The sequence below is a fragment of the Actinokineospora iranica genome (assembly GCF_900101685.1).
Taxonomy (GTDB): domain Bacteria; phylum Actinomycetota; class Actinomycetes; order Mycobacteriales; family Pseudonocardiaceae; genus Actinokineospora; species Actinokineospora iranica.
The window spans coordinates 52,600-76,829 of the sequence record NZ_FMZZ01000013.1; the positions used below are offsets into that span (position 1 = coordinate 52,600).

Below are 24,230 nucleotides of genomic sequence, written 5' to 3' on the forward strand. Positions count from 1 at the left end.
ACCCGAGCCAACCAACCCCGCCCACCAGCCCCGCCCGCCCTGCCGGGCCGCCCCTCTCCGCTCACCTTCAAAACACACAGCACCTCTTGCATAAGCCATGCGCGCCGGTCCTGAATCGTTTGAGTGTTCGCCGTAGCCGGTGCCACCGCCCACTTAGCGTGGAACCGGCGGTCGCAAATGGAGGAACGCTGCACGGTGATCACCGTCCGCAAACTGACCCCCGGCGGGTACGAGTACCTGACCGGGTCGGTGGCGTGCGCGGATCGCGAGCTGGAGCCGGGCGAGTCTTTGGCCGACTACTACTTCGGCCACGGCTACCCGCCGGGCGAGTGGCTCGGTCGCGGAGCCGCTGAACTCGGGGTGCACGGACAGGTCAGTGCCGCGCAGATCCAGGCGCTGTTCGGCGAAGGCAGGCATCCCGACGCCGACCGCATCCAAGCCGAGCTGATCGCCGCCGGGCACAGCGAGAAAGAAGCACTGGAAGCGACCCGGTTGGGGCGCCGCTTCTACCAGTACAACGCCCTCGATCAGCTGCGCAGCGACGTCATCGCCGCCTACAAGCAGCACAACCTCGACAACGGTCGCCCGCCCGGCGCTCCGATCGACGACGACACCCGCGCCGGTCTCCGCCGTGAGGTGCAGGAGCGCGCCTACGCCGACGCGCACGAGGGGCGTGCGCCCTCCGGCGAGGAGTTGACGGCGTGGCTGGCCGAGCAGAAGCGGGCGCTCAAGTCGGCGACCTCGGGCTACGAGCTGGTGATCGCGCCGACCAAGGGGTTCAGCCTGCTCATGGCGCTGGGCGACAAGCCCGCCCGCGAGCTGGCGACGAGCATCCACCGCCAGGCCGTGCGGGACACGGTGTCCTACCTGGAGGACAACGTCGCCTACACCCGCCGCGGCGACGGCGGCTACACCCAGCACGACACCCGGGGCATCACCGCGGCGGCGTTCGACCACTGGGACTCGCGGGCGGGTGACCCGCACCTGCACACCCATGTGCTCATCAGCGCGAAGGTCCAAGGCCCGGACGGCAAGTGGACCGCGATCGATGGGCGAACCATCTACGCGGCCACGGTCACCATGAGCGAGTTCTACAACTCCCGTGTCCGCGACCTTGCCCGGGAGCACGGGGCGTCCTGGACCGAGCGCCCGCACGAGGGCATCGACCTCAAGCGCCCGGTCTGGGAACTCGACGGCGTGCCGGATGACCTGCTGGCCGGGTTTTCCCGGCGCGCGTCCCAGGTCGAGCAGGAGCGGGCGCGGCAGATCGCCAGGTTCCGCCGCGAGCACGGGCACGAGCCGTCGCCGAAGGAGGTCCTCGAGATCTCCCGGCGCGCCCAGTACGCCACCCGGTCGGCGAAGCAGCCGCCCAGAACCTTCGTCGAGCACCTGCGGCGCTGGCGCGGCGAAGCGGAGAAGATGGTCGACCCCGCGATGGTCGCCGAGCTCGGGCGGCGGGTGTTCGGCGCGGAACCCGAACCCGTCGCCGAACTCGACATCCCGGCGCTCGCCGAGGCCACGGTGGCCGTGGTCTCCGACCACTACGCCCATTTCAACCGCTGGCACCTCGAAGCCGAGGCGCACCGGCAGACCGCGCACCTGCGCGTCGCCCCCGGCGCCCGGGACGCGGTCATCGGGGACGTGGTGGGCGCGGTCCTGGCCTCCGAGGACCTCATCGCGCTCACCCCGCCCTCGCTCGTCGACGAGCCCGCCGCGCTACGGCGCAGGTCCGGCGAGTCCGTCTTCGTCGAGCACAACTCCGGCCGCTACACCACCGACCGGACCCTGCGCGAGGAGTCGGCGCTGGCCGGCTGGGGACAGCTGGGCGACGGCCGCAAGCTCCAACCCGCCACCGTCAACCGGGTGCTGGGCGAAGCCCCCAGGCTCAGCTTCCGGCAACGGGCCGCAGTCATGACCTTCGCCCTGTCGGGGCGTCGGGTGCAGTTGCTCTACGCCCCGGCGGGCACCGGCAAGACCAGCTCGATGCGGGTATACGCCGAGGCCGTGCGCGCCGAGGGCGGCCGAGTTTTCGCTTTCGGCCCCAGCGCGCGGGCCGCGCACGAGCTCGCCACGGCCATTGACGCCCGTCCGCACACCCTGCACCAAGTCACCACCGCGCAGGCGATCGGCGTGGTGGAGAAAGCATTCCCGTTCCGGCGGGGCGACGTGCTGATCATCGACGAGATCTCGATGGCGGGCACCCACACCCTCTACGACGTCGTGCGCTACGCCCTGCAGCGCGGCGCCGACGTCCGCCTCGTCGGCGACGACCGGCAGCTATCCGCCGTGGAGGCCGGGGGCGCGATCAGATGGTTCGCGCACCTCAACGGGGCGCTGCGCCTGCGCCAAGTCGTCCGATTCCACGACCGCGAGCAGGGCGCGGCCTCGCTCCTCCTGCACGAGTCGAACCCGGCAGGGCTGGACTACTACTTCGACCGGGGGTGGGTCAGCGAGGGCAGCCGCGAGACGATCCGCGACGCCGCGCACCGGGCATGGCGAGCGGACCTGGACGGCGGCAGGCAGTCGCTGCTCATCGTCGCGGCCAACGCCGACGTCACCGCCCTCAACCACGAAGCCCGCGCCCTGCGGATCTCGCGCGGCGACGTGGACGACGGCGTGACGGTCCAGTTGCACGACGGCACCATCGCCGGTCGCGGGGACTGGGTCGTCACCCGCCACAACGACAGACTGCGCACAGTGTTCGGCGGCAAGGACTTCGTCAAGAACGGCGACACCTGGACCGTGCTCGCGGTGCGCGGCGACGGCGCGCTCAAACTGCGCCACCACGAGCACAAGGGCACCCTCGTGCTGCCCGCGGACTACGTCGCCGAGGACGTCGAGCTGGCCTACGCCTCCACGATCAACCGCGTCCAAGGCATGACAAGCCTTGGGTCCGCGCACGCCATAGCCACCAAAGGCATCTTCCGCGAGCAGCTCTACACCCTGCTCACCCGCGCGGTCCACGACAACCGCATCTACGTCGAGACCGTCGAGCACACCATCGACTCCCACCAGGAAACGCCCCTGGAGCGCACCGCGCGCGGGATGCTGGAGCAGGCGCTGGCGCGCTCGTCGGCCGAGACCTCCGCCAACGAGGAGCTGGAAGCGGGCCTGGTGGCCGCGGAGTCCCTGAACACCCTGGTGGGCCGCCACGACTACGTGGCCACCCTGGGTGCCGAGGAGGTCGTCGAAGCCGTCTTGACTGATCTCGTCCCCGAGCTACTCGATCAGCCAGCCGCCCCGGCGCTGCGGCAAACCGTGCGCACCGCCGAAGCACTCGGATGGGACGCCGCGCACCTGGTGGCCAGCGCCCTCGCGGGTCGCCCCCTGGACACCACAAACGCCGACGACCCCGCCGCGGTGCTGCAGTGGCGCATCGAACAGCAGGTGCTCACCGGCACCCCTCCCCCGCGCGCTGCCGCGCCCACCCTGGCCGCGGTCAACCGGTGGCGAACCCTCATCGACAACGTCTTCCCCGCCGCCGCGGTCGAGGAGCCCAGCTGGGAACAGGTCTGGCGGCTGGGCGCAGCCGCGGCCAGTGAGGGGTTGGACGTCGACAGCGCGGTCACCCAGGCCGCGACCTGGCTCGCCCGGCGTCCGTCCAACGACCCGGTCACCGACCACGACGCCGCCCTGGAGGCGGTGCGCACCGCACTGCAAGCGCAGCGGGATTCCGGGGGCGGGTGGCAACCCGCGGTGCCCTGGCTCGCCCGGCCGCGCCCCGACCTCGCCGACCAGCCCGAGCTGGTCGACTTCCTGCGCAGGAGCAACGCGGCGATAGCCACCCGCGTGCAGGAGCTGCGCACCACTACCGCCGTCGAAGAACCCGCCTGGACCGCGAGGCTGGGCCCGCGCCCTGTTGACGACGCCGCGGCGGCGGTCCGCTGGGACACGGCCGTGGGACTGGCGGCGGCCTACCGCGACACCTACAACATCACCAGCGACGCCCCCTGGTACCCGCTCGGGGACAAGCCCTCCGGAATCGGCCAGCAGGCCCAAGCCTGGACCGCGCTGATGCGGCAGTGGGCGGCTGGATTCGCGGACGAGCCGGACTCGGACGACCGCGTCGAGGCGGTCAGCGAGCGGGGATTGCTCGACGGCGTGAACCAGGACGAACTGCTCGCCGCGCTCATCGACGATGCGCCTGCCCAGGGCGCCGACGAGTCGCTGGCAGACCTGGCGCGGCGGTACCACCGCGCCGTCCGGCACGCCGACGAACAGCACATCGACGCCCACATCACCCGAGTCCTCACCGAGCGGGCGCCGAGCGCACTCGGCCAGAACGCGGAACCCGCGCTGCGGTGGCTGCTGCACCGCGCCCACAACCAGGGGTGGCCAGTCGAGCAGGTAGTGCCCGACCAGGACAGCCTCGCCACGCTCGCCGGTGCCCGCGACCCGGCCGCCCTGCTCTACCGGCGGGTCGAAGCCCGCATCCACCGCGCCGCACCACCGCAGGAACCCGAAGCCCTCGACGGCCCCCTGCCGTGGCTGCCCGCCGCGCTCCCCGGCGCACTCGACCACCAGCCCGACCTGGCCCAGCACCTCGCCGACCTCGCCCATGCCATCACCGAGCAGGCCGCGCGCCTGAGGGAGGAAATCGTCATCTCTCCACCGGCGTGGGCCGCTGGCCTCGGCCCCCGCCCCACCAACGCCGTCGCCGCGGCCCGATGGACCGACCTCGCCGCAGCCGCCGCCGCGTACCGCGCCACCTTCGACATCACCACCGACTCCCCGGACGCGCCGCTCGGCGTTCGTCCCCCGGACGACGGGCCGCGCGCCCGCGCCTGGAAGACCATCACCGACCAATGGAGGCCAGTAATGACCACCGCCGATGACAAGTACGCCGCCAACCAAGACCTCATCAACCGCCTACGCGAGAAGGTTCGCACCTCAGCAGAAGACCGAGTGGAGGACGCGGAGGCGTTGGCAGACCACTACCGAGCCGAAGCCGACGACCTGCGCAGCGACCTCAACACCACCCGAGAAGCCCACCTGGACGACGCCCTCCACGACATCGAAGAACAGCGGGACCTCGGCTCCAGCCTCGGGCACTGACACCGGGTGGACACCGCAGCGCGGCACATTCTCGCCGCGGCGGGCCTGCCCGCCTGAGATCAGCGCTGCTTACTCACCGATGGTCGACTCGCGGATGCCGAACTGCTGGTCGAGGTCGTCCACAAGCTGCTTGGCGGCCCACCGCACCGCATCGTTGTCGTCATCGACGGCGAACTGCGCCACGCGAGCCCGCGCCCCGGAGTTTGCCGACAGACTGCGGGTCACGTTCGAGATCGAGTGCTACAGCGGATTATCCCCCGGTCACCGTGCCTTCCTCCGACTCCTCCCCGGCACCGACACAAACCCCGCCACCTCCGCGGGCACACCCCGCGTGAACCGCGCCCTCGCGAAGCTCGTCCACGGCGACGGCGTCGCGTCGTCCACGCGGCGGGTACTTGGCAATGTGGCCCTGTTGAACTGGGCGTTACCGGTGAAGGCGGCCCCGTCGAACAAGGCGTCGTCGGTGAAGCTGGCTTTGTTAAACCAGGTGGTGCCGGCGAAGGTGGCCTTGTTGAACCAGGCGTCGCCGGTGAAACTGGCATCACCCGTCGATCATCGCCACCCCCACCCAACCCGTTCCGGCACCCCCAGGAACACCGAACTCGTCACTGTCGAATACGCAGCTCTACCGCTTCTCTGCGGCTTCTCCGGGCCCGTCATCCAGTGCCGACACGAACCGCGTGATCTCTACGGGCGCACCCCGCGCGAACCGCGCCCCATCAAAGCTCGTACACGGCGACGGCGACGTGCCGTCCACGTAGCGGGTACCCGGCAACGTGGCCCCGCCGAACCAGACGTCGCTGGTGAAGGTGGCCTTGTTGAACCAGGTATTGCCGGTGAAGGTGGTCCCGCGGAACTGGGCTGTGTCGGTGAAGGCGGCCCCCTCGAACCAAGCGACGCCGGTGAAGGTGGCCTCGTTGAACCAGGCCGTGCCGCTGAAGGTGGCCTTCTCGAACCAGGCGCTGGTGAAGGTGGCCTCGCTGAACCACGCTGTGCCGGTGAAGGTGGCCCCGCTGAACCAGGCGGGGCTGGCGAAGATGGCCTCACTGAACCCAGCGTCGCCGGTGAACGTGGCCCCGCCGAACCCAGCGTCGCCGGTGAAGGTGGCCTCGTCGAACCGGGCTGTGCCGGTGAAGGTGGCCTCGTCGAACCAGGCGGGGCTGGTGAAGGTCGCCCCACTGAACACAGTGTCGCCGGTGAACGTGGCCCCGCCGAACCCAGCGTCGTCGGTGAAGGTGGCCCTGCTGAACTCGGCGTTGCCGGTGAAGGTGGCCCCGGTGAACCGGGCGGTGCGGATGGCGCAGTCAATGAGGTCGAGGTCGATGAGGGTGGCGCCGGTGAGGTCGAGGTCGACGTCGGGCCAGAAGGTCCGCGCGGAGCGACGGAAGCGGCGCAGTGCCCGGCGGAGTCGATCCGGGATGCGGGACCGCGGTGTCGGGGGGTGGGGTTGCAGGTGTTGGCGCAGGATGCGTTGGGCGGTGAGCCGGACCTCGCGTTCCTGCCGCCGGTCGTGATCCTCGGTGGTCGACGTCGCGGCCGGGGTGGGGGTCGGGCGTTGCCAGGCCGGGCGGGCCGGGCGCAACGGGGCACGAAGCCCACCCAGCTTGCGGGCGCCGGGTTTGTCGGGTGGTGGGGTGAACGGGGCGCGTAGATAGGCGCAGATGACGTCCACGACGGTCTGACGGTGGCCGGGGTTGTCCTGGGCCACCCGCTCCAACGCGTACAGGGCCCCGTGCCGCACCGCGGCCTTGTCCGAGCCGAGCTGCTCCACGGCCTTGACATACAGCTCGGTCAACCGCCGCTCGGCCGCGTCATGCTCGGTGGACCACTGCCGCCGCCACGCCAACACCAGCGTCATCACCGCGCCGGTCCCCGCACCCACGGCCAACGCCGTGCGGATCATCTCCAACCGGCCCGTCGAGGTCTGCACATCCAGCAGCCGCGTCAACACCAGCACCGCAGCGACGGTGGCCGCCACCACCGGCACCACGATCACCAGCACCGGCCGCCACCAACCCGGACCACCACCCCGCCCACTCACCATGCGGTGATCATCCCCGATTCCGCCTCCCCCGCTCCCGCCCAACCCGACTGGGCACTGACGAATACGAGACTCTGTCGATCTCACGGGGATTACGACCAGAAGTTCCTCCAGCAGCACCAAGTTCGGGCTCGGTTGAGGTGGGAGGGGTGCCAACATCTCCCACCTGATCGCCAGCCGTCCGCAGCCCCGCGTTAGTGGTGGTGGGTGGCGAGGAGGGTGCGAGCCCCGAGCCCCGGGCCTCGCGCAGCCGCCGCGGACCGCGTTGAGGGTATTGCCGGGTGGTGAACACGTCGCCGACGACCACCACGACGACGCCAAGCACGGCGGCGGGTCGAGCACCCGCAGCGCGTTGCAGAGACGGCCAAGCGCTCGCCGCCCGTAGCCACCGATGATGGCCACGCGGGTGGCGGCAAGGTAAGTCCCGGCGAGCATCGCGAGGGTGATGTGGGCGTACAGGCTCGATAGCCGGACCTGGTAGTGATCCAGGCTGGCTTCGTTCTTCACAGTGTGGAAGCACTCCTCGATCGCCCACTTGGCGCGGCAACCCTGATCAGCTCCGGCACCGGTGTGGCCGCGGGCCTGCGCAGCGATAAACGCCCAGCTCGGGGTCCTTACCCGGTTCCGGGTCGATCTGGCGGCGAACCAGCAGCCAGTGGCCCCACCCCGGCGGTAGTTCGTCGTCGGTCACGGTGGCGACCAGCGTGAGGACGGTCCGGTCGTAGAGCCGTTCGCCGCGCACGCCCGGACCGGCCAAGCGTCGCTACCACGCCCGGTGTCGGTGGTCCCAGCCATACTTGAACCGAGTGCAGCGAACGTCCACTGACCGTCGCTCTTCCGCGGCACCTGTGGCCTGGGAGGAACCCGCCTGGGATGCATCTCTTGGTCGAGTACGCAGCGGAGGAGAAGTGGCGATAGAGCCAGCAGTTGAGGTGGAGCGAGATGAGTACCTGCTCGCCCAGGTCCGCGAAGCGTTCGGCCGGGTGGTCTACAGCCACAAGACCCACGAGAAGCAAGCGGACATCTGCTTCGGACGATACCGGTGGCAGCAGGGTGCGCTGGTCGCTTTCACGGCTGTCAGCACCGGCACGTTCCTCGCGTCCGTGCTCGGCGTGCTGGGCAACCAGGTCCTGACCAGCCTCGCGACCTCGTTCATCGCTCTCGTCGTCAGTGCGCTGAGCCTCGCTTCCAAGAGCTTCAAGTTCAGCGAAGAATCTGAGGCCCATCGCGAAATCGCGTCGCGCCTGTGGGACGTACGCGAGTCGTACTTGTCGCTGATCGCCGACCTTATGTCCGGAGCAACGGTGCCTGCGGATGCTCGTGCGCGCCGCGACGAACTCCAGGAGGCCACGCGTGCGGCTTACGCCGACGCGCCCCGGACCACGTCCAAGGCTTACGGCCGGGCGCAGGACGGGCTCAAGAACAACGAGGAGCTGACCTTCACCTCCCACGAGATCGACCTGTTCCTCCCAGAGGCGCTCCGTCTCAATGAAGGTGAGGCGGACCGATGAAGGTGAACGAGATCTTTGACGCCCTGCTCGAGAACCTGAAGGTCGGCGACGCCAGCACCACCATCGCCGCACGCCGCGACGAGATCACGAAGGCGCTGAACAAGGACTTCCGGTCGGTCGAGGGCTCCACGGCGAATCGGCTCATGGTCGGCTCCTACGGCCGGCACACCGCGATCCGCGGCGTCTCGGACCTGGACATGATCTACATCCTCCCGGCCGGCCTTCGTTCGAGCTACAGCAGCGAAACGGGACCGCAGAAGATGCTCAACCGTGTTCGGAACGACCTGACCGCGCGGTACCCGAATACCGACATACGCGTCGACCAGTGCGTCGTGCGCGTGCAGTTCACGAGCAACAAGTTCAAGTTCGAGGTGCAGCCAGCATTCGAGAACAGCGATGGCAGCTTCGACTACCCCGACACGAAGGCCGAGGGCTGGAAGGTCACCAAGCCGCGCGAGGAGATCGCGGCGACGAAGGACCGCAACGACCGTACATCGACGAAAATGCGTCACCTGGCTCGGATGACCCGGGCGTGGAAGGACGCGAACGGCGTGGTGATGGGCGGCCTGCTCATCGACACGCTCGTCTACCGGTTCTTCTCGAAAACGTCCGAGTATGACGACAAGGGAAGCCTCTGGTTCGACTTAATGGTCAGGGACTTCTTCGAGTTCCTCATGAACGAGCCAGACAAGGACCACTACCGCGCGCTGGGCAGCAACCAGCGGGTGAACGTGAAGAAGCGGTTCCAACCGAAGGCGAAGAAGGCACACAAACGCTGCCTCGAGGCCATCGACAACGAGGGCAAGGCCTCCGCGAACAAGAAATGGCGCGAGGTGTTCGGGTCGGCGGTTCCGCTGGAGGCCAGCAAGGCGGCCCGCTCGTTCAAGGACACCGAGGAGTTCATCGAGAGCCGGTACCCCGTCGACATCAGCGAGTCGCTCACGATCGACTGCAAGGTCACGCAGAACGGATGGCGCCCGGCGTCACTCCGGGAGATGCTCAAGAACCAGACCTTGCTGCTCCCGAACAAGAAACTGACCTTCACCATCACCGGGTGCAGCGTCTCGCACCCATACGACGTGAAGTGGAAGGTGCTGAACCGCGGAGACGAGGCCGAACGCCGGAACAACATCCGCGGGGAGATCATCTCACCTAACCATGCCGGCAACGCTCGACACGAGCAGACCAGCTTCCGCGGCGAGCACGTCGTCGAGTGCTACATCATCAAGGACGGGATCGTGGTCGCACGGGACGTCATCGACGTGCCGATCAGCACCAACGCCCATTAGAGCGACCTGGTGCCGACGCCGCCAACACCAAGCCCGCACCAGCCACTACCGACGCCGCAGCCACCAACCGCCATGACCTGAACTGCCGTTGCAGTATTGGAAGGGTGGCCCGAAGTCGGCGGCATGGCGGTGGTAGGTCGAGCTGAGGCTGCGCCCCAGACGTTGCCGTCCAGATCGAGCTCAGGCCGCAGGTCGTCGATCAAGGCATGCAACGGGGCACGGTCATCGGCTTGGCGCGTGAAGCGTCCTCGGCATGCCCGCCGCTCTCAGCGCACAGAATAAGCGCGCGCGCAGTAGGGATCGGACGCCATCTCCCGAGACGCGAGCGATCCGGTCCCGGCAAGCTCGCGAATCCGCGCGACAAGGAACCCGCCCGCGGCCACCACGAGCCCGTCCTCGGCGGCGATGGGAACGTCGTAACCGCAGACCTCGCGCGTGCCGGGATCGCGAAAATAGACCCGGACGACCTCGGGACTCTGCGCCAGGAATCCGACCGGATAGGCGGTCTGCGCCCCGGCCTGGGGCGGCTGGTCGCTGAACCGGGCAAATGTTCCGCTGACGGCCCCGTAAATGGCCTCGCCCAGCCCGGCCGCAGGGTCCTCGCCGCCGCTAGAGAACGTCCGGGCGTCGACCACGCGAACCCCACGCCCGTCGATGCTCCAGCTGACGTCCGCACCGCCGATGACCGCCCCCAGGACGCGCCTGAGCGTGGAGACGTGACGGAAGTGGTTGACCTGCTGCCCATCGGCGTCCAGCAACGGGCAGTCGACCCCAATCGTCGTCGTCAAGTCGTCGCCGTCGAAGACGAAGACCCGCGCAACTGTCGGTTGTGGACGTACCACTCCGCATACCGTGTAAGTGGAACCGGCCAGCGGCGTGGAGACGAACTCGGTCAACCGCTCGGCAAGCATCCAATAGAGAGTGTCCACAAGGGGCGAAGGGGTATGCTCGACCCCTTCGCCCCCGCGTGGGTCATTGACCGCCATAGAACGACTATACCTTTAGCCGTTCGCGTTGACGGCGTTGGGGCAGCGGTTCACGCCCACGCAGAACGCTGTGATCGTGCCGATGTATTTGCCGTCGAACGTGACGTGCGAGCCGTCCTCCGTGCGGTTCGCCAGTTGCGCAACGGTGTGGATCTGGGCGATCGTGACGTTCCCCGAGACCAGGTAGCCGTTGTACTCCGCGTGCGCGCCTTGGTCGACAGCGGGCTTGCTGCGGTACGCGGCCGTGAGGGCCTTGAACGAGTACAGGTTGTGGTTGTCGGCATAGTGCTCGTAACCCCAGCCGGTAGGGCCGGGGGTGCCGTGCCTGGTGGGGATCCGGAAGCCGCGGGGGTCGGTGTCGATCTGATTGATGTCGTACCAGTGCTGCGGCGGGTCGAGCGGCGCGCTTTCCATGCGGGCCCCCGCGGGCGCGGGAGAGAAGTGCGGGTTGGCCGCCTCTTCCGCCCCTACCAGGGCGATGTACTCCTGCTCGGAAACCCACCGCATCGTCGGCACTTGCGACGCGCCCGCAGACGCGTCGGCACCCGCCGCAGGCGCGGCGGCGGCGGCCAGCACCACGGCGGCGATCAGGGCGGACAAGCCAAGTGCTTTCACAGATCCTCCTCGGATATGCACAGGAGATCCAGGCGCGCAGAACCAATCGGCGCGCCTGACGCAGATCCCGGCCGCGCGCGAAACGAAGCATCCCCAGTAGATTCCCCAGAGCGCGACGGCTGAGACCGACGCTAGCGGACGGCCGTCACTCGAACCAGCGGTTTAGCCAAACCGGACCCAAGTACACACAACCGGAAGAAAAAGTCCAACATAACCAACGTGTACGGCCGCGCGGCCTTGGCGCCTGCTGGTCAGGCCCGCCACTCCGGCGTTCGTTCGGGAGACGCCTCGGCAAGCGCCTCCCGCAACGCGTCGGCGGGCAGGTTGGTGCCGTACCCGGGGTAGCCGGACTGACGCTTCCGGACTTCGAATGCAATAGCAGCTGCGTACTCGTCGGCGGGCTGAAGCGGACGACGCCGACCTCACCTTGGGGTCCAAAGTAGAGCGTCGGACTCTTATCAGGTCCGTCGGCGAGGGTGATCTCCGAGCACGTTCATCGGTGAGATTCCGCTGTCTCTCACCCGCCCTGATCAAGCTGTTCCGGTCCGGTCTCGCGGTGATTGTCAGCGACGACCACGTGTTCTTCCGACAAGGTGAACCGGTCGGAGCGTGGGGCGAGCGGTGAGCGGCGGTGTTTGCCGTCGAGGCAGTCGGGGTGGACCCAGTTGCGGGTCATGCGGTCTGTGAAAGCCGGTCGCCATTGGTGCAGCCAGTACTGCGCATCCCGTGCCGTGGCACCCTTTCCCATGTTGGCTTCCCGCCAGCTGTAGGCGAGTGCGGCGACTTCGAGGGCCAGTCCGGTGTGTTGGCGCCAGCAGTCGGGGATCGGGCGGGCGGAGCTGCCGTCGGTGCCGACGAGGGTGGTGTTGTACCAGCCGATGAAGTTGTCGACGGTGAAGCGCGGGTCCAGGTCCGAGTCGGGGTCGTCCTCGGCCGCGGCGGGTGGGCTGTACCAGACCCACGGGGCGGGCTCGTGGGGTTTCCGTTCGGCGGGTTCTTGGTTGCCGAGCGCGTCGACCTTGGCTTCGAGGTCGTGCAGGCGTTCTTCGACTTGTTCCAGGATTTCCGCCAGCGCCGCGATCTGGTCGTCGCGGCCCTGTTCGTCGTCGTTCGGGGGTGCCTGGTCGTCCATGTCACGACCTCGTCGGGTCGCTTGTTCGGGCCATGCCGTTCGCGTCGAGGGGAACGTGGGCGTCTCGGACGGCTTCGACGTGTTGGCGGATGGTCTTCCAGTCGGGCCGCTGGGAGACGTCGCGGGTGTGGGCGAGGATGGGGTCAAGATGCCGATGAATCACCAGGACCCGGCCGCGGCGGATGCCGCGCACGTCGCCGGGGCGGTACGTAGGGACGGTCTCGGTGCCGTAGGAGGTGTGGGACTGGCCCAGCATTCCGGCGCTCTGCTCCTGGTAGCGGACGCGCTCGTGGTGGCCGGTCAGGGTGGAGACCCATTCCAGGGTGGTGGGGTCCTTGATGCCGCCCCACACGCTCAAGGTGGTCGTGTTGTCCAACAGTTGCCGGGTGCGCTCTGGGGTGAAGACGTCTTCCAGCGCGGCCAGGGATTGCGCACCCCAGTGGATGAGCACGCCGCGTCCTGCCGAGTCCGAGACGATATCGGGGAGCTGGGGGATCGGGGTTGCGTTGGTCAGCTCGTCGAGGATGGCGGTCGCGGGCGGGTCGAGGCGCCGGTGGGGTGTGCGCAGGGCGGCTTCCTGGGCGGTGGTCAGCCAGTGCTCGACCAGCGCGGTCAGGACCGGCGCGGCCTGGGCTGCCTGGTGTTGCCCGGCGACGAGGTAGAGCGAGCCGCGGCGGGCGATGAAGTCCGCCACGTCGAACTCGTGTCCCGGTTCAGGGGTGGACAGGGTGCGGATGTTCGGGTCCATGAAGGGCTCGACGACCCTGCGCACACTGAGCCAGACGGCGTCGGAGGTCTCGGCGACCATGCCGATCTCGGTCCTGAGATTTCTGGCGTGTTCGTCGAACCCGGCCTCCTGCAGCAGCCGCACGGGCTCTTGGTCGACGGGTTTGCTCATGGCCCAGCGGACCAGGTCGTCGACCGTGCGCTGGTGGCAGGCGGCTGCCAGGAAGTAGCACTGGAGCACGATCTTGGCCCGCCCGCGGAACACGCGGTCGTTTCCGCCGACGTCGGACAAGCCGATCGAGGACGCCTCCACCATGGTGTGCGCGCGGCGATAGGCCACCGAGGGGTCTTGGCACCCCTGCATCGGCGACCACTGCAAGCGTGCAGGCCAGCCGACAGCGCCGGTGGCGTCGGCGACCAGCACCGGCCCGGCATCCGGTCGTTGCGCGCGCAGAATGCCGCTGAACTCAAGCAGATCCGGCTTGGTCGTGCTGCAGAGCACGGCTCCCGGAGCGCCGATGACCTTGTGCACGAGATCGCGCCGGGATTTGCCGCTCTGGGTGGGGGCGAGGGTGCCGGTGGGGTTCTCGAAGGGGGTGCACATCGGCTGCTTCCACGGGGTCAGGTGCAGTGGTGCGGCCACGTCCTCCAGCGGGGCCTGTTCGCGGGCGGCGGCGGTCATGGTCGGTCTGGTCCATTGCGCTGTGCGGCGCGCTGCCGACAGGGACAGCTCGGCGCGGATGTCGGCCCGGCTGGCGTGTCCTGCCGGGGTTCTGCCGAACAACCGCACCAGCACCACGGCCGCGACGAGGACCGGTGTCGTGGCGACTACGGCCACCGCTCCGGTGACCACCCAGTACATGCCCGCGTGCCCCGCCAGGGCGTCCGACCACGGCGGCCCGAGGTCGGCACCAGGTTGTGCGGGGTGGGCCAGGATGGCGAGCACCTCGTCGACCCATCGGCCCGGCGCGGGCATCGACCACGGGCCGTCGAGCAGGGCGGTGGTGACTGCGGCGCCGGTCATCAGCAGCGCGGCGGTGAGCACCAGCAGGCACAGGCCCGCGAGGGCTGCCAGCAGCACCGCGACGTCGCGGTGGACGATGGAGGGGGAATTCGTCCTCATAGCCGCGAGTCACCGCCTGTCGAGGGCCCGCCGCCGTCGCCGGCCGCCACCCTGCGGATGGCCACGATCTTCGATTTCCAGGAGTCGAGGGTGGTGAGGATGACGCCGCGGGTCTCGTCGTAGGCGTCGACCATGTACCCGTTGCCCACGTACATCCCGACGTGCCCCGGTGCTGCCGGTGTGCCGTCGGCGCCCGGAATGAACACGAGGTCCCCAGGCTGGAGCGCGGCGATCGAGCCGACCGGCACGCCGTCGTGGACCTGGGTGGCGGTGGTGCGGGAGATCCCGACCCCGGCGTGCGCCCAGGCGGCCTGCGTCAAGCCGCTGCAGTCGAAAGCATCGGGCCCTTCTGCGCCCCACTTGTACGGTTTACCGACCTGGGCCAGCGCGTAGGTGACCGCGGCCGAGTGCACCTGGTCGGGCGGCACCGTGAACCCGGGCGGCAGCCGTTTCGGGTCGAGGTCTTCCGGGTTCAGGTTGCCCCTGCCCTTGTCCGGGCAGCCGGTCGCGGCGTGGTCGTACTGAGCCAGGGCAATGTCGGGGGCTTGTGGCACGGGGTTGTCGGGGCCCTGCCAGAAGCGGGCGACGAGCTCAGCCGCCGCCGCTTCGCGCGGTGCGTATCGGTCCGGGTAGGCCGACCGCTGCACCGCCTGCTCCGCGGCGCCGGTCGGCATGGTCTCCCAGTTGGGGAGGGCGATGAGGTGGTCGTAGAACTTGCCCGCCGCGTAGGTCGGATTGAGGATCTGCTCCGGACTGCCCCACCCCTGGCTGGGGCGCTGCTGGAACAGCCCGAGTGAGTCCCTGTCGCCGTGGTTCACGTTGCGCAGTTCGGACTCGACCATCGCGGTGGCCAGCGCCAGCACGGCGGCGCGCTTGGGCAACCGGCGCTCGACGGCCACTGCGACGATCAACTGGGCGTTGGCGAGCTGCTCGCCGCTGAACTGTTCGTCCCCGACCGGCTGCGACACGCCACCCGGCCCGTAGTCGGCGAACTGGACGGTCGCGCACTCCACGACGGCCACCGCGGTGGACGCGCTGGCCTGCTGCGCCATCAGGGCTGCGCCGAGCAGGAGGGCAGGAACCACCACAACGCCGTACACCGCCGCGACCGCGGCGACCACTGCTCTTGAGCTTGTCGACATCGCGGTCACCCGGCTTTCTGCCGGCGCAGTTGGGCATTGGTGTCGAAGATGCGCCGCTCGGTGCGCGAAAGGACGGCCTGCACCTTGTGGCCTGCGTTGCTCTCGACCTTCCACAAGGCCCGTCCGGTGCGCTCCATGGCCCAGCCGGTCACCACCTCCTGCTCCCGCTCCGACAGCGAGAAAGCCTCCGCCAGCTCCCCCGCCACCCGAGTGGATTGACCGAACAGAATTCGGGTCGAGCACAGGGAGAGCAAGTCCTTGGCGATGGCCACCTCCTGCGACCCCGCGGAACCGACCGAGAGCGGGTCGGCGGGGTTGTGCATCACCAGGATTTGGATCTTCTTCTCGGCGCGGGACAGCCGTAGGTCGGCGTCGACGGCTTGGACAGCGCGCAGGCCCAGGCGCATCTGCCGCCAGACCTCGTCGCGGACGACGATGCGGATCTCGCCGTCGTCCTGCAGGTCGGTCATCATGCTCGACCACGACCCGAGACAGGTCAGCGCCACGGCGACAACCTGGTCTCCGCGTGAGCGCAGCCGCGACAGGTCCATCGACTGGATCGGCGAGGACCAGTCGAGCTCGAAGTTCGTCTGCTGGTCGAACAATCCGCTCAGTGGCCCGGTGACCAGGTTGCCGAGCGCGTCGGTCATCGGCCGCAACGTGTCCAGGAACTGGCGGCGGTCCGCGAACCGGGTACGGCTCCACAGGTCGTCGTCCGGCTCTGCCAGCTCGCGCTGAACGTCGGGGATCGTGATCGGCCGCAGGTGCGTGTATCCGTCGCCGACGCCGACCAGGCGGGTCAGGACCGCGGACAGCACGGCCTCGTCGGTGACGGTGGGCCGGTAGCCCTGTGCCTCGGCGAGCGCCACCATCAGCTTGGTCCAGCGCGCCAGCACCCCGGTGAGTTCCTCCTTCTGCCGGGCGACCGACCATTTCGTCCAGCGTGCTTGCACCGGGCCGAGATCGAGGGCGTTGAGCCTGGCGGGGCTGCCGCTGCCCAGGACGATCGGCGTGGCCCCCAGCGCGCGTAGCAGCGGGCTGTACTCGCCCTTGACGTCGCCGCTGATCAACGTTTTGACCCCGAAGGCCATCATCCGCAGCAGGAACGCCACCACCGTCGAGGACTTCCCCCGCCCCGGCTCTCCGAAGATCACGAGGTTGGGGTTGGTAACCAGGCCGCGCAGCACCCACTCGATCGGGTGGCAGTAGAAGGCCCCGCCGGAGAGGGTGTCGTACCCGATCCTCGCGCCGACAGGAGGAACACCGTTGGCTGCCAACAGGGGGAAAAGGCCGCCGATCTCGCTGGTCGCCGCTCGGTACACGGTCATCGGGGCTTCCACCGGCGACCAGCCCTCACCGGCACGTGCCCGCCCACGACGCGGCGCGACCGCCCTGTTGACCCGCTGCCGCTCGACTCGCCGAGGAGGCGCAGGCGCCGAGGTGGTGGCGGGCAGCGAACCGAAGTCCCGCAGAAGTCCCGCGGCGCTGCGTTCGCGCGACGTTCGGCGGCTCATGTCAGCCCCCTACGGTGTCGGGGCAGGCCGATACCCACCGGCAACACCGCCACGACGAACCCGGAATCCTGCGCCAAATCCAGGCGCAGCAGCCGGAACCGACCCGAGGCATCGTTTTCCAAGCGGGCGGCGTGATCCTCGATGGACCACTCCCGGGGCACGGTCACCGACGCCGCGACGGCGAACCGGACCATCGTGTGCCCAGCCGCCACAGCGCGCTCCTGCGCGCGAGCCCCGCCGGCCTCGCGCTCGTCCATCGCCGACCGGTTGAAACCCTTGCGCCCCTTCCAGTCCGCCATGACGTTCGACCGGAACCGACCGGCGCGCACGGCCCGCTGCGCCCGGTGAGAATCCATCACCTCGTAGTGGATGGCCACCGTCCGCCGCTCGCCCGCGGCGCGCACCGCCAGCAGCGGCCCCAACGACCCGAACACGGTGCCGCCCTCCGGCATGAGCACGGTGTAGGACGCGGTGGTGTAGCCGTCGTGGCTGTACGCGCGCGGGGACGGGGAGGGCGCCTCGGTGGGTCCGGCAGCCGCCTTCTCCAACTTCGCTCCTTCGGCCCCGTGTTCTGCTGCCGCGGCGAGAGCCGACCGGGTCGAGGGGTTGAAGCCCGTGCGGATCGCCCAGGCCATCCCCGCTCCGTCAAGCCACTCGACGGAGCGGACTCCGAGCGACTTGAGCGGGTCCTCCACACCGTCGAGCACCCGGTACAGCGCCAACGCCCGCCCGTCGACACCGCCCCCGGCCGCTGCGGCCGGTTTGCGGAGCTTGTCCTCCGGGCCGGAGATGGTCACGAAAATCTCGTGCCGCACCGACAGGCTCCCGATCGCGCGATCCAGCTCGTCGGAGGACTGGCGCACCAGCGGCGGCGCAGTACTCACCTGGTGCTTGGCACGCCACAGCTCGTACTCGGTGCCGTCGTCGGGCACGGTGCGCACCAGCAGGCTCATCCGGTCGACGACCTCGCGGTGGCCCAGCGACAACAGCAGGGTGCCCAGCCGGGCCGCCAGCCGCTCGCACTGCTCGTCGGACAACATCCCGGCCCCGGAATGGGTGAGCCGAGCGGTGGCGCCCCACCGCCCGTCACCGGTGTCGTGGATCAGGCAGACCCGCCCCGCGTCCCGCAGTGGCGGGCCGTCGGGGAACGCCAGGCGGGCCAGGACACCGGGCAGGTCCGGCTCATCGGGGGCCACCGGCACGCCCGCGGCGGCCTTGGACTGCCACCGCGACCAGCCGGTCAAGATCCCCACCTGGAACAACACGAAGTGCCCCATCCACCGCACCGCGGGTCGGCCGCGGACGGGGACCACGACCAGTCCGGCGACCGCCCCGCAGATGAGCAGCAGCAGCGCCGCGTCGGCGAACCTCCCATCGGAGATCGCCCACAGCACCGGCAGGATCAGCAGCACGCACGCCACGCTCTGGACCGGGGTCAACCCCAGCATCCAGGTCGAGCGCTCACGCTTGTTCAGGTCCCGGTAGATCCGAGTGGACATCACACGATCACCGCCGCTTCCTCACCTGCGGCGGCGCTCCCCCGACCGCCGCTGCCACCAGACTTCGGACCACCACCACCGCCGTCTCCGCCGCTCGGCGGCGGTGTCCCTCCCCCTGGGCCAGGCGGGTCGACGGGCGGCGGACCGCCGCCCTCGTCGCCGTAGGAACCGGAGGGACCAGACTGCGGACTGGACGACACCACCGACCCCAAATTGGCAGGCAGGCGTTCCGCACCCGCCTCGTCGTCGGCAGCCTCGCCACCCGAGGCGCCCGCATGGGTCGCGCTCTCGGAGCCTCCCGAACCGCCGCCCTCGGAGCTTCCCGGGCTGGAGCCGTCATCACCGCCGCCGTCGTCCGACGCGCCGCCCGACGGGTGCCCCACGCCGGTGTCGTTCATCGACTCCTCGCCGTGGTCTGCGACGGCGTCGGCGAACCGGGCGTCGTTCGCCGCTTCGACGGCTTCCCCTCCACCACCACCGGCCATCGCACTGGCGGCCAGGAAGGCGGGGTTCTGCGAGCCGTAGGAGTTCACCCCGATGCCGGACAGCGCGTCACGGAACGCGGCCCCGGCGTCGGAGTTCGGGTCGACGAACGCGAACAGCTTGAACAGGACGAACGGACAGATCAAGGAGATCACCAGAATGGCCACGCCCGCCAGCAGCCCGATGATGCCGTCGGAGCCACCGGCGAGGGCCACGCCCAGGACCAGGGCCATCGCCAGCGCGGGTTTCATGGCGATGCACGCCAACATCCACCTGATCGGGCGCCAGAACCACACCGCGCTGACGTTGGCCAGCAGCCCGGCCGCGCCGATCGGGATGGTAGCCACCAGCAAGTAGATCGCCGCCTCCCGAAAGACCATCTCCAGCAGGTAGCCCACCGCGGCCGGGAGAATCCCGCCCAGGGCGCACAGCCCCAGCACGACCGCCTTGATCCCGTCGACCACCCCGTCGCCGAAGCTCGTCTGATCCAGCGCGGCGCTGAAGTTCTCGCTGCGCAGCCCGTAGCGCAGGATGCCCTCGGACAGACCGTCCGCCGCTGCCAGGAAAGCAGCGACCAGGCCCACGGTGACCGCCAAAGCGATTCCATACTGCACAGGACCGCTGACCAGGCGTAGGAACCCCCGGCCTCCGCGCAGCGTGGTGGAGATCAGCTGCCAGAAGAACAGCCCGAGCGCGAGGATGCCGCTGATCCACAGCATCATCGGCCACAGCACGGCGATCGGGCCGGTCTGGGTGTCCACAGTGAACACCGAGAAGCGGTCGACGAGGATGAACGCGTTGCGGAGCAGAAACAGGCTGCCGTCCCAGATCATGAGCATGAGGTGCTCGAAAGCGCCCAGCAGCATCCTCAACACCGCATCGCCCATCGAGGCGCCGATGTTGTTGAATGGCCACACCTCACACCACCTCCCGGTACCCGGCTCGGATGGCGTCGGCGCTGCCCGGCCACGCGCTCGGTGCGGGCGCGGCCAGCGGGCCCGACGCGATCCGCCACCGCGTGCCGTTCCAGCGCATCGCCTGGCAGTCACCGACCCCGGCGCTGACGACCTGGCCGCGGGCGCTGATGGTGAAGTGGCCCAGCACGCACACCACCGCGAACTTCCGGTCCGCACTGGTTCCCTTGATGTGGCCGTGGGTGACCCGATAGGAACCGCTCACTCCGGACACCGACCCGGTGGCGGGCAGTTGTGCCTTGGCGCGCAGGCTGGTCAGCAGGGAGAAAAGGCCGGTTGTGCGTGGGTCGGGAGCACCGGTTTCGGCGACCTCGCGGAAGCCCCGTTCGTAGGCCGCAGGGTCTGCGGTGGTCATGGCGGCTTCGTCCAGCGCCTTGAGCTGCCCCAGCGCGCCTTCCGGCGTCGCGGGAAACCCGTCGGCGATCCAGCGCTCGGCCACGCCCTGCGGCTTGGGCACCTCGATCGGCGGACCCGCCGATTCCGTGGACATGACCTGCGGCTGCGCCGCCTGTGGAGGAAGCTGAAGCATCGGGCGGGTCGCCAGGGCGTTATCGTCCGATCCCGACCCGGTGTTCGAGCCGGTGCTCGGGCCGGTGTTCGTCGCCGCGGGCGTCGAGGTCGCCCACCCAACTCCGGCCGCTGGTGCGGGCGGGGTGACACCGCGGGCGATGAGCACCGCGATGAGGCCGCCGACCAAGGCGAGCGCGCCGAGCAGGACGGCGGTCAGGGCCGCGCCCGCTCGCCTGCGGGAGCGGTTCTCGGTGGGCGCGGTCATTTCGTGCCCGAGAAGTGGCTGATCAGCTGCCAGCCGATCGCGTAGAGCATGCCACCGGCCAGCGCGCAGAGCATCATGATCAGGCCGACCCGCCCGGCGCGGTGGTGGTCCACCCAACGGCCTCCTGCCCAGACCATCAGACCGATCAGGAAGCCGAGGATGAGAGCGACCCCCGCTCCCCACTTGACGTTGGCGATGAGTTCGACGATCTTCTCCGCGCCCGGCGGTTCAGCCGGTTCCGGGTTGGGGATCTGGGCCAGGAGTCTCCCGATGCCGGAGTGGTTCCTCATGGGCGTTCCTTCGTGCGGGGCCGCGTGGCGCGGCCAGCGGATTCGGGCAGCAGGCCCCAGCTGCGCAGCAGCGGCAGGACCGGGCGCCGAAGCTGACTGGGGGTCACCGCGGAGGTGACCCCGGACGCGGCGAGTGCGGCGTCGTGGGGGATGAAGACCGCTCTCGGCAGCAGGTCGTGCACCCGCCGTCCGGCGCTGCCCGCCACCCCGGGCGGCCACCGCTTCGCGCCCATGACGACCAGCTGCGCCGGGGCGGTCACAGCGGCCGTCGACACCCACGGGTCCAAGCGGGCGAGCACCTGCTCGGCGTGCAGAAGGGACGGGCGGGAGGGGCGGACGACCAGCACCGGGCGCGGATGGGGTGTTCCCCTGCGCAGCCAGGAACCGGCGCCCGACAGGGGGTGGGCGGTGATCCGCCAGGGGTCGTGCCCGAGGTCGACGACGGTCACGTCGAACGGCGTGGTCGGCGGACGCCAGGCGGCGGGGGCGGGCACCATGCTGGGCGCGATGATCGGCAGGGTGGTTTCCAGCCGGGCGACCAGCGCTTGCGCCCGCCAGGAGTAGCGGATACCCACTCCCGGGTGCGGGTGCGTCACCCAAGGCCCCTCGGACCGGGCGGCCGAGGCGAGACCGGAGCGAGCGGGGTCCGCGGGGTCGATCAGCAGAACGCGCCGCTGCGCGAGTTGCAGCGCGTCGACCAGGAGCACTGCCAGCATGGAGGCCCCGGCCCCCGGTGAACCCGCCACGACGGGCACGACCGTTCCGAACTCGCTCCAGTCGAGTGCCGTGGTCGCGGTGCTCGGCGGGCCGCCGCGCCGGGCTGCGCCCGCCGAACGTGCCACGTCGGCGGCAGCGGCGTGGGCGGCTTCTTCCGGGCTGGGATCGGCTTCGCCCGCCGCAGCTCGGGCTGCCTGTGTCGCCAACGCGAGCATCCCCGCCTCTACGGCCGCGTCCACGTCGGCAGGCGGAAGGTGCTGTGTCGCCTCCTGCGCTGCTCGCACGAGCGAGTTCTCCAGGCGCACGACGGCGTGATCACGGTCGACCGTCATCGCGGCAACCAGTGCGGATGCGGGTGCAGTCCCGGCGGCGGTGGCTGTGCGGCGGGCCCCGGGTTGGGTGTCGGCCACCCGCCTTGCCCGCGTCCGACGGCCGCGAACACCGCTGCGGCGAGCACGGCCAGGACCGCGGCGACGCCGAGCAGCGCCCGGGTTCCACCCCAGGTCAGCGCGGCCCCACCAAGAAGGCCGCCGACCCCGAGACCGAGGTAGATCACGGCCCCCGCCAGCGCGAGCAGCAGCCCGGACTGCCCCCGGTCGCCGTCGGCGATATCGGTGAGCCACGCGTTCGCGGCCGGGGCGGTCACCCAGGCCGACGCGCCCCACGCGGTGACCGTGGCGATCACGAACACCGGGTGAGTGACCGAGGGCATGAGCACGGCGGCGGCCAAGGCCGTGACAAGCGCGGCGCACACGAGAACCCCGCGAGGGCTGGTGTGGTCCAGCAGTTTCGGCACCCATACGGTGCTGGCGGCTGCGCCGAGCCCGTAGAAGGTCAGGTACAGCGAGGCAGGTCCGTGGGCGGCCTGCGACGTGCCGACCACGAGCGCCAGGTAGGGGTAGCCGACTCCGATGCTGGTCCAGGTCAGCGCGGCCCCGATGAGCACCCCGCCCACCCCGGGCCGGGTCGCCGCGGCGAGGCGATCGGCCAACCGGAGAGCCGGTGGAGCCGGGAGCCTCGGAGCGCCGATGACCACAGCCGCCGCGATCAAACAGAGCCCGACGACCGCCCACACCGCCGGTCGATACCCCCACCAGTAGGCCATCGCGGCCACTCCCGGCACGCCGAGGAGCAGTGCCGCGGTGACCCCGGTCAGCACCAGCGACATGGTGCGCGCCCGCGCGGCGGGCGGGCTGGCGGCTGCGGCCAGTCCCACGGCGACAGCGGTTGTGGTGGCCGCTCCCAGTGCGGTCACCATCCGGCCCGCCACCAGCGTCCAGTAACTGGTCGACACAGCGGCCATGACGTTGCCCGCGGCGGTCACGAGCAAGGTGACCGTGAGCAACGTGCGTCGTTCCCAGCGCCCGGTCGCCACGGCGAGCGCAGGCCCGGCAAGCACGCAGACCACCGCAGAGAACGTCGCCAGCTGGCCGACCGCCCCTGGGGAAGCGTGCGGCTCGACGGCTAGAACGGGCAGGGGCCCGGTCACCGTGTGCCCGGAGGTCGCCGTGGCGGCGGTGGCGAGGGCCACGGCAGCCAGCCCGCGGCTGCGCCGATCGCGCCCCCGGGGAGCGGGGACGCGATCGGCGAGCTTGGCCATGGTCGGGGCGCTCACTTGACCTGGGCGACGATGGCGTTGATGACGGAGTCGACGACATCGCAGGCGGGCGCGTCGGCGGCGAAGCGCGCGTTCTGGACGACCACGCCCGCGGCGCCGCGCCCTTCACCCAGGTCGGCCACCGCGGTGCAGGTCGGACCGCTCTTGGAGTTGCCGGGCAGGCTCCACCCCGACCGTCCGCCCCAGGTCTTGGTGGTCGAGCCCGGCCGCTTGGCCGGGTCGGTCTGCAGGTCGCGGCCCCAGGCGATCGTGGTGGTGAACAAGCCGCCCTGGGGGGCGGAGGAGCCCCCGGGGCCGATCGTGATGGCTCCGGAGTTGTCCCAGCGACACTGGACTCCCGTGCCGTCGCCGCCGGGCTTGATCTGGGTGGGTGCGTGCGGTTTGCCGTCGGTGGGGCGCACCGGCGCGGGCCAGTCCGCCCAGTCGAGCCCGTCGGACCCGCAGGGGTCGAACGGGGCGCCCGCCTGGCCGGCCGACTTCGGCTTGTCCAGGTCCCCGAGGGGGATCGACCCGGTGGCGCGGCCTGCTCGCCTTTCCTCCGCCCCGGGGTCGGCGCTCTGGGGCCGGCCGGGGGCTGCCTGGTCGCTGACCCCGGACCCGGCGGGTCCGGCAGCGGTGTTCTCGTCGCTGCTGGTGCATCCGCCTGCGGTGAGGATGGCGGTAAGCACGGCTCCGGCGCTCATCGCCGCGCGCACGTAGGACCTGTCGATTCGCATGTCGTGTTTCCCCTGAATGGTTGC

General features: G+C 70.1%; 18 protein-coding genes and 2 pseudogenes. 3 read left to right on the forward strand and 17 right to left on the reverse strand.

Going from position 1 to position 24,230, the window contains the following annotated elements:
- Positions 1–177 precede the first annotated feature (177 nt).
- Complete coding sequence (mobF, locus tag BLS56_RS23390; protein ID WP_091454874.1) at positions 178–5,055, forward strand: MobF family relaxase; 4,878 nt, start codon at positions 178–180, stop codon at positions 5,053–5,055.
- 69 nt (positions 5,056–5,124) lie between these two features.
- Here the strand turns inward: mobF and BLS56_RS31720 are convergent, their stop codons facing one another.
- From BLS56_RS31720 to BLS56_RS33205, 4 genes and pseudogenes are all read right to left on the reverse strand, one after another.
- Positions 5,125–5,280 carry a hypothetical protein gene (locus tag BLS56_RS31720; RefSeq protein WP_175482996.1) on the reverse strand — a complete coding sequence of 52 codons (156 nt, stop codon included), beginning with the start codon at positions 5,278–5,280 and terminating at the stop codon, positions 5,125–5,127.
- Positions 5,281–5,316: 36 nt separating this feature from the next.
- A pseudogene (locus BLS56_RS33105) lies at positions 5,317–5,586 on the reverse strand (pentapeptide repeat-containing protein); the annotation flags it as partial.
- A 94-nt stretch (positions 5,587–5,680) separates the two neighbouring features.
- Positions 5,681–7,099: a pentapeptide repeat-containing protein gene (locus BLS56_RS23400; protein WP_091454878.1), complete on the reverse strand. Its 1,419-nt coding sequence runs from the start codon at positions 7,097–7,099 to the stop codon at positions 5,681–5,683.
- Between the two features lie 399 nt (positions 7,100–7,498).
- Positions 7,499–7,859: pseudogene (locus tag BLS56_RS33205) on the reverse strand (IS701 family transposase); the annotation flags it as partial.
- Between the two features lie 145 nt (positions 7,860–8,004).
- On the opposite strand from BLS56_RS33205, the gene BLS56_RS30875 reads away from it, so the two are divergent.
- Both BLS56_RS30875 and BLS56_RS23415 read left to right on the forward strand, forming a co-directional pair.
- A complete protein-coding gene (locus BLS56_RS30875; protein ID WP_228771861.1) occupies positions 8,005–8,607 on the forward strand; it encodes an SLATT domain-containing protein in 603 nt (200 codons plus the stop codon).
- Positions 8,604–9,896 carry a nucleotide-binding domain-containing protein gene (locus tag BLS56_RS23415; protein ID WP_091454883.1) on the forward strand — a complete coding sequence of 431 codons (1,293 nt, stop codon included), beginning with the start codon at positions 8,604–8,606 and terminating at the stop codon, positions 9,894–9,896. Before BLS56_RS30875 ends, BLS56_RS23415 begins: the two co-directional genes overlap by 4 nt.
- Before the next feature lie 266 nt (positions 9,897–10,162).
- On the opposite strand, the gene BLS56_RS23420 is transcribed toward BLS56_RS23415, so the two are convergent.
- The 13 genes from BLS56_RS23420 to BLS56_RS23480 form a co-directional block, all read right to left on the reverse strand.
- Positions 10,163–10,882 carry a hypothetical protein gene (locus tag BLS56_RS23420; RefSeq protein WP_139190928.1) on the reverse strand — a complete coding sequence of 240 codons (720 nt, stop codon included), beginning with the start codon at positions 10,880–10,882 and terminating at the stop codon, positions 10,163–10,165.
- A gap of 15 nt (positions 10,883–10,897) precedes the next feature.
- A complete protein-coding gene (locus tag BLS56_RS23425) occupies positions 10,898–11,497 on the reverse strand; it encodes a hypothetical protein (protein WP_139190929.1) in 600 nt (199 codons plus the stop codon).
- Positions 11,498–12,014: 517 nt separating this feature from the next.
- Positions 12,015–12,629: a hypothetical protein gene (locus BLS56_RS23430; RefSeq protein ID WP_091454891.1), complete on the reverse strand. Its 615-nt coding sequence runs from the start codon at positions 12,627–12,629 to the stop codon at positions 12,015–12,017.
- Between the two features lies 1 nt (position 12,630).
- On the reverse strand, positions 12,631–14,478 hold the full coding sequence (locus BLS56_RS23435) for a type IV secretory system conjugative DNA transfer family protein (protein WP_091454893.1): 1,848 nt from the start codon (positions 14,476–14,478) through the stop codon (positions 12,631–12,633).
- Positions 14,475–15,620: a C40 family peptidase gene (locus BLS56_RS23440; protein WP_091454896.1), complete on the reverse strand. Its 1,146-nt coding sequence runs from the start codon at positions 15,618–15,620 to the stop codon at positions 14,475–14,477. The genes BLS56_RS23435 and BLS56_RS23440 overlap by 4 nt, the downstream gene beginning before the upstream one ends.
- 5 nt (positions 15,621–15,625) lie before the next feature.
- Positions 15,626–16,948: an ATP-binding protein gene (locus BLS56_RS23445; protein WP_091454899.1), complete on the reverse strand. Its 1,323-nt coding sequence runs from the start codon at positions 16,946–16,948 to the stop codon at positions 15,626–15,628.
- A 182-nt stretch (positions 16,949–17,130) separates the two neighbouring features.
- On the reverse strand, positions 17,131–18,633 hold the full coding sequence (locus BLS56_RS23450) for an SCO6880 family protein (RefSeq protein WP_175482997.1): 1,503 nt from the start codon (positions 18,631–18,633) through the stop codon (positions 17,131–17,133).
- Complete coding sequence (locus BLS56_RS23455) at positions 18,633–20,033, reverse strand: hypothetical protein (RefSeq protein WP_091454904.1); 1,401 nt, start codon at positions 20,031–20,033, stop codon at positions 18,633–18,635. Before BLS56_RS23455 ends, BLS56_RS23450 begins: the two co-directional genes overlap by 1 nt.
- Position 20,034: 1 nt before the next feature.
- Positions 20,035–20,865, reverse strand: coding sequence for a hypothetical protein (locus tag BLS56_RS23460; RefSeq protein ID WP_091454907.1), 831 nt, complete (start codon positions 20,863–20,865; stop codon positions 20,035–20,037).
- Positions 20,862–21,155: a hypothetical protein gene (locus tag BLS56_RS23465; protein WP_091454910.1), complete on the reverse strand. Its 294-nt coding sequence runs from the start codon at positions 21,153–21,155 to the stop codon at positions 20,862–20,864. The genes BLS56_RS23460 and BLS56_RS23465 overlap by 4 nt, the downstream gene beginning before the upstream one ends.
- A complete protein-coding gene (locus BLS56_RS23470; protein WP_228771862.1) occupies positions 21,152–22,204 on the reverse strand; it encodes a hypothetical protein in 1,053 nt (350 codons plus the stop codon). The genes BLS56_RS23465 and BLS56_RS23470 overlap by 4 nt, the downstream gene beginning before the upstream one ends.
- Positions 22,201–23,487, reverse strand: coding sequence for an MFS transporter (locus BLS56_RS23475; RefSeq protein ID WP_139190930.1), 1,287 nt, complete (start codon positions 23,485–23,487; stop codon positions 22,201–22,203). The genes BLS56_RS23470 and BLS56_RS23475 overlap by 4 nt, the downstream gene beginning before the upstream one ends.
- Positions 23,484–24,206 carry a hypothetical protein gene (locus tag BLS56_RS23480; RefSeq protein ID WP_091454915.1) on the reverse strand — a complete coding sequence of 241 codons (723 nt, stop codon included), beginning with the start codon at positions 24,204–24,206 and terminating at the stop codon, positions 23,484–23,486. The genes BLS56_RS23475 and BLS56_RS23480 overlap by 4 nt, the downstream gene beginning before the upstream one ends.
- Positions 24,207–24,230: the final 24 nt, after the last annotated feature.

Coding starts and splice junctions, on each gene's coding strand:
- mobF (WP_091454874.1), top strand. CDS start 178: ATGGAGGAACGCTGCACGGTGATCACCGTCCGCAAACTGACCCCCGGC.
- BLS56_RS23400 (WP_091454878.1), bottom strand. CDS start 7,099: ATGGTGAGTGGGCGGGGTGGTGGTCCGGGTTGGTGGCGGCCGGTGCTG.
- BLS56_RS23415 (WP_091454883.1), top strand. CDS start 8,604: ATGAAGGTGAACGAGATCTTTGACGCCCTGCTCGAGAACCTGAAGGTC.
- BLS56_RS23420 (WP_139190928.1), bottom strand. CDS start 10,882: ATGGCGGTCAATGACCCACGCGGGGGCGAAGGGGTCGAGCATACCCCT.
- BLS56_RS23430 (WP_091454891.1), bottom strand. CDS start 12,629: ATGGACGACCAGGCACCCCCGAACGACGACGAACAGGGCCGCGACGAC.
- BLS56_RS23435 (WP_091454893.1), bottom strand. CDS start 14,478: ATGAGGACGAATTCCCCCTCCATCGTCCACCGCGACGTCGCGGTGCTG.
- BLS56_RS23440 (WP_091454896.1), bottom strand. CDS start 15,620: ATGTCGACAAGCTCAAGAGCAGTGGTCGCCGCGGTCGCGGCGGTGTAC.
- BLS56_RS23445 (WP_091454899.1), bottom strand. CDS start 16,948: ATGACCGTGTACCGAGCGGCGACCAGCGAGATCGGCGGCCTTTTCCCC.
- BLS56_RS23450 (WP_175482997.1), bottom strand. CDS start 18,633: ATGTCCACTCGGATCTACCGGGACCTGAACAAGCGTGAGCGCTCGACC.
- BLS56_RS23460 (WP_091454907.1), bottom strand. CDS start 20,865: ATGACCGCGCCCACCGAGAACCGCTCCCGCAGGCGAGCGGGCGCGGCC.
- BLS56_RS23465 (WP_091454910.1), bottom strand. CDS start 21,155: ATGAGGAACCACTCCGGCATCGGGAGACTCCTGGCCCAGATCCCCAAC.
- BLS56_RS23470 (WP_228771862.1), bottom strand. CDS start 22,204: ATGACGGTCGACCGTGATCACGCCGTCGTGCGCCTGGAGAACTCGCTC.
- BLS56_RS23480 (WP_091454915.1), bottom strand. CDS start 24,206: ATGCGAATCGACAGGTCCTACGTGCGCGCGGCGATGAGCGCCGGAGCC.